The organism is Salinispora pacifica CNR114, from assembly GCF_000514775.1.
Taxonomy (GTDB): domain Bacteria; phylum Actinomycetota; class Actinomycetes; order Mycobacteriales; family Micromonosporaceae; genus Micromonospora; species Micromonospora pacifica.
Map to the genome: position 1 here is coordinate 55,356 of NZ_AZWO01000004.1, position 8,715 is coordinate 64,070.

Sequence of the window (8,715 nt, forward strand, 5' to 3'; positions counted from 1 at the left end):
GCGTTTCATAGCAGTTACACACCGATCGGGATGTTGACGGTGCGTGACTAGATTGATAATCTCCGTCACGGTTAACCCGGTGGCCGTGACCCGATGCCGTGCCGCGGGACCAGCTACCCCGACCCGTGGGGTCACGGGCAGCCGCGCCGGGGGACACAACCGAGGAACATTCCGCAGGGGGTCCGCCATGGCCGCTGGTCCGTCCATGCCGACCGCCGGGGACCGTCCGGGCACTCCGATCCGGCTGCACCTGCTGGGCGGGTTCCGGCTGTTGCACAGCGACGCCCCGGTGGTCGTACCGCGCGGGCTGCAACGCGTACTCGCGCTGGTCGGCCTGCGCCCCGGCACCACCCGCAGCCACCTCGCCGGGCTGCTCTGGCCAGACACCCCGGAGGAGCGCGCCCTCTCCTCACTCCGCACCGCCCTGTGGCGGTTACGCCAGGACCCCTACTGCCCGCTGCGCACCAGTGGGGACACCCTCCGGCTCGGGCCCGCCGTCCAGGTTGACGTGGACGCCCTGGTCGGCATGGCCGCCCGGGTCCGCGACGGGGACGACCCGAACACCGCCGCGGCCGTACTCGCGAAAGGCCGCCACGACCTGCTGCCCGGCTGGTACGACGACTGGGTGTTGGCCGAACGGGAGCGGCTACGCCAGCTGCGGCTCCACATGCTCGAGGAGCTGGCCGACCACTATCTGACAGCGGGCCGGCACGGTGAGGCGCTTGAAGCGGCGTTGGAAGCGCTGGCCGCCGAGCCGCTCCGCGAGACACCCCACCGCCTGGTGGTCCGCATCCACCTCGCCGAGGGCAACGCCTTCGAGGCGGTGCACGCGTTCTACGTCTACCGCGACCTGCTGCGTCGGGAGCTACGGCTGGAGCCGTCCGCCGCGATGACCGCCCTACTCGACGAGACGCTCCGGCCGATCCGGCAGGCCAGCCGTGACCCCCACGGACGCCGGCAGCCGCCGACCCCCCGCGTCACCAGAACCGACCTGGATGTGACGGGCAGGTGACAGGGGACTCGGCAGCGTGGACAACGGCACGCGCCCCGGACCGGCCGCACGGGGCACCACGGTGGAAGGAATCCCAAAATGAGCCGACTACTGATCGTCAGCAGGATCGTCCCCGGCGCGGAGGGACGGGTGGCCCAGATCTTCGCCGAGTCCGACGCCACCGAGTTACCCAGCCTCACCGGCGTCCGGCACCGCTCCCTGTACTGCCTGCATGACCTGTGCGTCCACCTGATGGAGACCGCCGACGTAGACCCGGACACCCTGGCCGGCGCCCGGAACCATCCGCTCTACCGGCAGGTCAACGAACGACTCTCCGCGCACACCTCCCCATACCTGCCGACCTGGCGCTCACCGCGCGACGCCATCGCCGGCTGCTTCTACCGTTGGGACTCCACGGCTGCCGCCGCGCCCCACGTGGCGGGCTGACGCCCACGTGTCCCGCGACCAACCACACGTTCTGATCATCGGGGCGGGGACCGGTGGGCTCTGCCTGGCGCAGGGACTGCGCCAGGCCGGAATCGCCGTGACCGTCTATGAGCGGTACCGCACCCGAGGCGATGGCCTACTCGGCTACCGGGTCGGCATCGGACCAACTGGCAGCCGGGCGCTGCGCGAGTGCCTGCCGTCCGAACTTTTCCACACCTACCTGGCCACCTGCGCCAAGTCCCCCCGCTACTTCAACGTCATCACCCAACGGCTCCGGCAGACCGCGTCCTTTCCGCTACGACCGGAGACCGACGTGGTGAACACCGAGCGATCCGTCGCCCGGATGACCCTGCGCCAGGTCCTGCTCACCGAATTGGAGGACGTGGTCCACTTCGACAAGGCCCTCACCCACTTCGAGCAACGCGATGACGGCAGCGTCACCGCGTACTTCGCGGACGGGGACAGCGCCACCGGCGACCTGCTGGTGGGCGCCGACGGCACCCACTCGGCGGTCCGACGCCAGTACCTGCCACACGCCGTCACCCGAAACGCGGGCACCATCAACATCGCCACCCGGATCCCGTTCACCGAGGAGGTACGGGCGCTGCTGCCGGAGCGGATCGAGAAGGGCATCTCGCTCATCTTCGGCAACGGTGGGGTGATGGGTGTCCTGCACGTCATGGAGTTTCCGTGGGACCGCTCGGGCGCCCTCAAGGACGGCCTCGATCCGGCCGATGTGGCGCTGTTGAACCGCTGGCCCGGCCGGGCCCACGACACCACCCGCGACAACGTGAACCTGGTGGTCTGGAGCACCGCCCGGCGGTTCCCGCCGGACATCATGCGCCAACGCGGCGAGGAGCTGATCCACACCGCGCTCGGCCTGACCCGCAACTGGCACCCGCACCTGCGCCAGCTGCTGAACCTCGCCGACCCGGCCAGTGCCCTGCCGGTCAAGGTCTCCACCAGCGAGCCGGTTCCGCCCTGGAAGAGCAGCACTGTCACCCTGCTGGGCGACGCCATCCACACGATGACGCCGGGGCGCGGGGTGGGCGCGAACACCGCCCTGCGGGATGCCGCCCTACTGACCCGGCAGTTGTGCCACACCGCCGCCGGGGAGAAGACGCTGTTGCAGGCGGTAGCCGACTACGAGGCGGCCATGCTGCCGTACGGCTTCGCGCGGGTGGCGGATTCGTTGAACCGCAGCGGCACCAGCGGCGACGACCCCATGTACAAGCCGGTCGTCGGGCGGCTCGCCCTGCTCGGGGCCCGTGGCTACTTCGGCATCACCAGCCGGGTGCCGCGGCTCGCCCGTCGGTTTGTCGATGACTTCTACAGCTACCGGGGCGAGGAGGAGGACTGACCACAATGGCCGGACCCGGCCCGGGGTCCGGCCACACCCCCCCGCCGACCCTTTCAGGCGACGTTGAGTCGTGCAATGAACACCGTGGGTGTGATCCGGTCCGGCTACGAGCTGTGTTAACAGGCCATGCTGTCGTACCGCACCGGGAATGTGGCAAGCTGCGGCGAGCTTTCTCGACTAACTCGCTAATCGAAAAGGGGAGGTCTGCCGTGGCGTGGTCGGACTGGCCGTTGATTGTCGTGGCCCTGCTAGTGGGCGCCGCCGCCGGCTGGGTGGTCCGCGGCCGGCGGAAAGCCGCGCGGGGTGGTGGCACCACTGGGGATGGCACGCCGGCACCCGCGACGAGGGCCGCCGAAGGAGCGCCCGCCCCCACCTCCACCGACCGCGACCCCAACACCAACGCTCCCAGCACGACCGAAGCGGCTCCAACCTCGGCTGCTGCGACGCCAGAGCCCACATCAGCGCCGGCACCAGAACCGGCGTCGGCGTCAGAACCCACGTCAGCGTCGGCACCAGAACCGGCGTCGGCGTCAGAACCCACGTCAGCGTCGGCACCAGAACCGGCGTTGGCGTCGGAGCAGGTCGACCTGGCGCCAGCGGCCCCGGAGCAGGCCCCGGCGGCCGACAGCAGGCAGGCCGAGGAGCCAGCCGACGCCGACCCGACGGCGCCCCCGGTGGTCGTCCCACACCCGGCGGCGCCCGACGCCGAGCCGGCGGATCAGGCCCCGGTTGCCGCTGAGTCCGGATCGGAGCCGGAGACCAAGGACGACTTCCGTCGAATCCAGGGTGTTGGGCCGAAGATGGCCGCGGCGCTCCACGCCGCCGGCATCCGCAGCTACCGGCAACTCGCCGAGTTGGACGAGCCGGCGCTGCGGGAGATGATTCGCGCCGCCGGCCTGCGTGGCGCGGCGAGCCTGCCGACCTGGCCACAGCAGGCGAAGGCGCTGGCCAAGGCGCCCGAGCCAGCGGGTGCGCTGCCGACCGAGAGCGGCTCGGGCGCCTAACGGCGCGGGCCCGGCGACACCGGCCGACGGATGTCCGACCGCACCGGGGACGGCGCTGCCGTCCCCGGTGCGGTCGGATACCCACCTGATCGCGGGTGGTGTTATCGGAAGCAGTTCAGCACCGGGCCGGTGCTACCCAGACAGTTGGTCCGCTGGTTCTCCCCGACCACGGTCTGCGAGTCCAGCGTCGCCTGTGCCTTGTCCACCAGCAGGCCGCCGGCGGGCAGCGTTGACTGGTTCCCGGTTACCTGACTGCGGTAGAGCGCGACCCGCCCCATGCTGACCGCGATCCCACCGCCGGTGGACTTCGCTTTGACGGCGCGGTTGCCCCGGACCGTACTGTCCCGGACCAACAGGTTCGACTTGGCCGCGTGAATGCCGCCGCCCGAGCCGTGTGCCGTGTTGCCCGCCACCACGCTGTCATCCAGCGGCACGAGGCCCTGGGAGGTGGAGAGGCCACCACCGTTGCCGGTGGCGAGGTTGTCCCGGATCTCCATTCCCCGCAGGAAGATCAGCGCGTCCGAGTTCGCGATCCCGCCCCCGGTTCCCGCCTGGTTGCCGACGACGGTCGAGTCGGAGACGCGGGTACGGGCCGAGAAGCTCGCCAGACCCCCGCCCTGCGCCGCCGAGTTCTGCTCGAAGGTGCTCGTGTGCACCTCCGCCGCGGCCTGGTAGTTGCCCAGCCCACCACCGTAGGCGGTGGCGCTGTTACCCGTGAAGGTCGAAGAGTGCAGGGCCAGCACCCCGTTGTTGAGCAGCCCCCCGCCCTTGCCCGCCGCTCCGAGGGCGTGGTTGTTGATGAGCGTGCTGTCCCGAACGACCATGTTGCCATCGTTGAACAGGGCTCCCCCGCCACCCTCCGCCGAGGACGAGGTGTTGTTCATCGCCGTCACCTGCTCGATCAACGCCGATGCGCCATGCACCACGTGGACGGCACCTCCCTCGGCGTCGGAGTGACCGCCGACGAGCCGAACGTTACGCAGGGTTAGCTCACCGGCGTCACGGACAGTGAAGAAGCGGAACACTTCGGCATCCTGCGCGCGCTCGATCGTGGCCTGCTCACCCTCGATGGTGACCGGGTGGTAGATGACCGGCAGTCCCGCCTTGTCGTCGGCGGGGTTACGCGGCGGCTTCTCGGCCGCACCCGGATTCTCGGCCGCGTCCGCCGCCTCCCGCGCGTCCCGGATGCCGCCGTCGTACAGGTCGGGCTGGTGGAAGGCATCGGTGAGCGTGTAGGTGCACCTCGGCGCGAGCCGCAGCACCCCGCCGCCCTCCGCGTTGACCCGGACCAACGCGGCGATCAGCTGGGCGCTGTCACAGGGCACCGGCGTCCCGAGGGACTCTCCGCCGAGTTCACCGGCGGAGTCCCCCTGGGCCACGGAGGCGTTCTCGCTGCCGTGCGGTCGCTCGTGCGCCGCGGCCGTGCCGGCCAACCCCGCCGCTCCGACGACCAGGCCGCTCGCCACCAATCCGCCGGCGAGCAGCCGTCGGGGCCGGCGCCGGCCCCGCGGCGGTCGCTGGCTGTCGTGATACGTGGACATCGTGCTCTCCTGCCTTCCCCTCGCACCTGAGCCGACCGGACGATTCCGGACGGTAGGGCACCGACCACGTGGTCGTCACCGAACGTCACGGTACGGACCAAAGAGAGAGCAGGCTTGACAACGTGAATAAATCACCTCTTTACCTCACATTACGGAACACAGCGCCGACGGGCGACCGGCAGTCGGCATCGTCGGGCGCCCGTCCCAACGACCCACGGGCAACCAGGGCGACACTACTACCCCGTTTAGGGAGAGCTTTTCGTATTTATGGCTGTTTGGGAGGTATGTCGGTTTAGCTCGAGGATGGCTGCCACCGCCCACCTGGTAGTCGAGGAGCAGCACCCGGCCCTACCACCCGGGTGACCTGCTGCTTGTCCGCGACGGGAAGGACACCGAGACCGCGATGAACCATCCGCACCACGACCACGACCACGAACCGAACCCACCAGGTGAGGGCCGGACGAGGGGGCGATGGTGGACCCTCGGGCTGGCCGGGGTAGCGGGCCTGGCTTTGACCGCCGCCGCCGCCACCCCGGCCGCCGCCGCCATCGGGCGCACCCTCCCCGCCGACGACCGCCCCTCCGCCGACGGGCATCGCGGGGCGGGCAAGAGCGACGGCAGGGCGGGCAAGGAGGAGAAAGCCAAGGGCACCCCCGTCCCCTGCAGCGCGGACAAACTCATCGCCGCGATCACCCTCGCCAACGCCCGTGGCGGCGGCGTCCTCGACCTCGCCAAGGACTGCACCTACCTGCTCACCACCAACATCGAAGGCAACGGCCTTCCCGTGATCACCACCCCAATCACCCTCAACGGCAGCAAGCACACCACCATCGAACGCTCCACCGCCGCCGATCAATTCAGAATCCTCAGCGTCGACACCGGCGGCAACCTCACCCTCAACAAACTGAAGATCACTGGCGGTGTGGCCGAGGAGGACGGCGGGGGCGTCCTCGTCAACCAGGGCGGAGAGTTGACCGTCAAACACAGCACCATCACCCGCAACATCGCCGAGGACAACGGCGGCGGCATCGCCAACAACGGCACCACCAGGGTCAAGGGCTCCACATTCACCCTCAATCGAGCCCAGGAGGGTGGTGGCATCCAGAGCAACGGCCACCTCAGGGTGGCCGAAACAGAGATCAACCTCAACGCCGCCGGGGATGTCGGTGGCGGCATTGACGTAGGCGAGGATGGCACCGCGCTGGTGCACAAGAGCGTGGTGAACGACAACATGGCGGAAATTGCCGGCGGACTGAGCATCGACTCCGGGATCCTCCGGCTCACCCACTCGGAAGTCGTCGGCAACTCCGGCGCCGATGACGGTGGCGGAATCGTCCTCGGCGAGGCGCAAGCCACGCTACAGCAGGTGAAGATCGTGAAGAACACCTCCTTCGAGGGCGCGGGAGTAGCCATCTTCTCCGATTCCACGCTGGTGGCCGAAAAGACTCTGATCAAGAACAACATCTCCCTTGGGGAGGGTGGCGGAATACACAACGACGGCCAGGTCGTGCTGCGCAAGAACGAAATCGTCAGCAATCTTGCGGACGAGGCGGGTGGCGGAATCTTCAACGACAGCGACGGCACCATCAGCCTGTTCACCACCAAGGTCATCAAGAACATCTCCGCCGAGGACGGCGGCGGGATCTTCAACGAAGCCGGCGGCACGGTGAACCTCAACACCGCCACCGGCACCGTGGTGGCCAAGAACCGGCCGAACAACTGCTCCGGCGACGTGCCTGACTGCGCCGGATAACAGCATCCGAGCACCTCGGACCCGAGGGGTTTCGCTCCCGCCGCCTGCCGGTGGGGCGGAACCCCTCAGCTCGTACCGAACCGACTCAGTCCCCGTTCAGGACTCGGCTACGACCACGAAACTCGGCGATCACCGCACCGTCGGTTCGGGTGACGGTGACGTCGTAGATCCCGCTGCGCCCGTAGCGGAGGCGTTCGACGGCGTGGGCAAGCAGCAGATCCCCCTCGCGCGCCGGTCGGACGAAGATGATGTCACCGCCGGCCGCTACTGTCACCGGTCCGTGACTGTTACCGGCCAACGCGAACGCGGTGTCGGCGAGCAGGAACAGATAGCCGCCGTGGGCGATGCCGTGACCGTTGACCATCGCCCCGGTCACCCGCATCCGGGCCACCGCCGCCCCCGCCGCCGCCTCAACCAGCTCGATACCGAGCGTACGCGAGGCGACATCGGCAGCGAACATGTCGTACGCGGCGTTGCACCGCTGCGGGTCCGGAGCCGACCGGTGACCGGAACCGTCCGGCTCCGGCACCGTCGCGCTCTCCCGTCCGGTCGGCTCCCCCCAGTCCGGGTGGGGCGGACGATCCGACATCGCCGCTCTCCTCACTGCGCCGAACGAACACTTCGACGATCTTGCCACCGTACGGCACGGCCGCGGATCCGGCACCACCGACGCCCGGCCGTACCCCGCTACCGCGTGGCCGTGCCGCCCCGCCGTTAGGGTGGGCTCGGTCAACGGCGGGGTGGATGGGGGAACGGGTGTCCGGACCGGAGCGGCGACGCGTCGACCCCGATGTCGACCTGGCCGTGCCCGCCGATCGAGCCGAGCTGCCCGCCCGCCCGGCCGCGGTGCTCGCCGCCGTCTCCGCCGGCGGTGTGCTGGGCGCGCTGGCCCGCGCCGGCCTCTCGGCTGCGCTACCGCACGATCCCGCCGGCTTCCCGTGGCCGACGTTCGCGGTCAACCTGAGCGGATGTCTGCTGATCGGCGTGCTGATGGCGGTGCTCGCCAAGCGGACCAACCCACCGGTGCTGGCCCGACCGTTTCTCGGGGTCGGGGTGCTCGGCGGCTACACCACCTTCGCCACCCACGCCGTGGAGGCGCGGCAGCTGGCCGCCGACGGCGCGGCGACGACCGCCCTGGCCTACCTCGCGGCGACCCTGGCCGGTGCGCTGCTCGCCGTCTGGGTCGGGTACACGGCCACCGACCGGCTCACGCCGTCGGTCGGCGGGACCGGGGCGGGACAGCCGGCGGTGCGCGGATGACCGCGCTGCTCGTCGCGCTCGGCGCGGCCGTCGGGGCGCCGCTGCGCTACCTCGCCGACCGAGCGGTACAGGACCGCTTCGGTGCCCGCTTCCCCTGGGGCACGTTCACTGTCAACGTGGCCGGCTCGCTGCTGCTCGGGTTCCTGCTGGGACTCCCGCTTTCGCCGGCGGCCGGCGTACTGCTCGGCACCGGGCTCTGCGGCGCCCTCACCACGTACTCGACGGCCAGCTACGAGACCCTGCGCCTGGCCACCGCCGGTCGGTTCCGTTCGGCGGCGGCCAACGCGTTACTCGGCGTCGCCGCCGCGGTGGCCGCGGCGGCGCTCGGCCACCTCACGGCGACCGCCCTGACCTGACCG

The 8,715-nt window shown here is 70.2% G+C and carries 9 protein-coding genes; 7 read left to right on the forward strand and 2 right to left on the reverse strand.

Features of this window, described 5'->3' with window-relative positions; translation table 11 throughout:
- Positions 1–187: 187 nt before the first annotated feature.
- The 4 genes from B118_RS0102435 (at position 188) to B118_RS0102450 (ending at position 3,802) form a co-directional block, all read left to right on the forward strand.
- On the forward strand, positions 188–1,012 hold the full coding sequence (locus tag B118_RS0102435; RefSeq protein ID WP_018219501.1) for an AfsR/SARP family transcriptional regulator: 825 nt from the start codon (positions 188–190) through the stop codon (positions 1,010–1,012).
- 78 nt (positions 1,013–1,090) lie between these two features.
- On the forward strand, positions 1,091–1,438 hold the full coding sequence (locus B118_RS0102440) for a TcmI family type II polyketide cyclase (protein WP_018219500.1): 348 nt from the start codon (positions 1,091–1,093) through the stop codon (positions 1,436–1,438).
- 7 nt (positions 1,439–1,445) lie between these two features.
- Positions 1,446–2,798, forward strand: a complete 1,353-nt coding sequence (locus B118_RS0102445) for an FAD-dependent oxidoreductase (protein WP_018219499.1) — start codon at positions 1,446–1,448, stop codon at positions 2,796–2,798.
- A 209-nt stretch (positions 2,799–3,007) separates the two neighbouring features.
- Positions 3,008–3,802 carry a helix-hairpin-helix domain-containing protein gene (locus B118_RS0102450; protein WP_028192316.1) on the forward strand — a complete coding sequence of 265 codons (795 nt, stop codon included), beginning with the start codon at positions 3,008–3,010 and terminating at the stop codon, positions 3,800–3,802.
- A 101-nt stretch (positions 3,803–3,903) separates the two neighbouring features.
- On the opposite strand, the gene B118_RS0102455 is transcribed toward B118_RS0102450, so the two are convergent.
- The gene (locus tag B118_RS0102455; protein WP_028184815.1) at positions 3,904–5,343 is read right to left on the reverse strand and encodes a right-handed parallel beta-helix repeat-containing protein; all 1,440 of its coding nucleotides are present in this window, start codon (positions 5,341–5,343) and stop codon (positions 3,904–3,906) included.
- Between the two features lie 403 nt (positions 5,344–5,746).
- On the opposite strand from B118_RS0102455, the gene B118_RS0102460 reads away from it, so the two are divergent.
- Positions 5,747–7,096: a hypothetical protein gene (locus B118_RS0102460; RefSeq protein ID WP_028192317.1), complete on the forward strand. Its 1,350-nt coding sequence runs from the start codon at positions 5,747–5,749 to the stop codon at positions 7,094–7,096.
- Between the two features lie 85 nt (positions 7,097–7,181).
- On the opposite strand, the gene paaI is transcribed toward B118_RS0102460, so the two are convergent.
- Positions 7,182–7,685 carry a hydroxyphenylacetyl-CoA thioesterase PaaI gene (paaI, locus tag B118_RS0102465; RefSeq protein WP_028192318.1) on the reverse strand — a complete coding sequence of 168 codons (504 nt, stop codon included), beginning with the start codon at positions 7,683–7,685 and terminating at the stop codon, positions 7,182–7,184.
- 155 nt (positions 7,686–7,840) lie between these two features.
- Between paaI and B118_RS0102470 the strand changes: the two genes are divergently transcribed.
- On the forward strand, positions 7,841–8,356 hold the full coding sequence (locus B118_RS0102470; protein ID WP_028192319.1) for a fluoride efflux transporter FluC: 516 nt from the start codon (positions 7,841–7,843) through the stop codon (positions 8,354–8,356).
- Positions 8,353–8,712, forward strand: coding sequence for a fluoride efflux transporter CrcB (gene crcB / locus B118_RS0102475; RefSeq protein WP_018219493.1), 360 nt, complete (start codon positions 8,353–8,355; stop codon positions 8,710–8,712). Before B118_RS0102470 ends, crcB begins: the two co-directional genes overlap by 4 nt.
- The last annotated feature ends 3 nt before the right edge of the window (positions 8,713–8,715 follow it).

Coding starts and splice junctions, on each gene's coding strand:
- B118_RS0102435 (WP_018219501.1), top strand. CDS start 188: ATGGCCGCTGGTCCGTCCATGCCGACCGCCGGGGACCGTCCGGGCACT.
- B118_RS0102440 (WP_018219500.1), top strand. CDS start 1,091: ATGAGCCGACTACTGATCGTCAGCAGGATCGTCCCCGGCGCGGAGGGA.
- B118_RS0102455 (WP_028184815.1), bottom strand. CDS start 5,343: ATGTCCACGTATCACGACAGCCAGCGACCGCCGCGGGGCCGGCGCCGG.
- B118_RS0102460 (WP_028192317.1), top strand. CDS start 5,747: ATGAACCATCCGCACCACGACCACGACCACGAACCGAACCCACCAGGT.
- paaI (WP_028192318.1), bottom strand. CDS start 7,685: ATGTCGGATCGTCCGCCCCACCCGGACTGGGGGGAGCCGACCGGACGG.
- B118_RS0102470 (WP_028192319.1), top strand. CDS start 7,841: ATGGGGGAACGGGTGTCCGGACCGGAGCGGCGACGCGTCGACCCCGAT.
- crcB (WP_018219493.1), top strand. CDS start 8,353: ATGACCGCGCTGCTCGTCGCGCTCGGCGCGGCCGTCGGGGCGCCGCTG.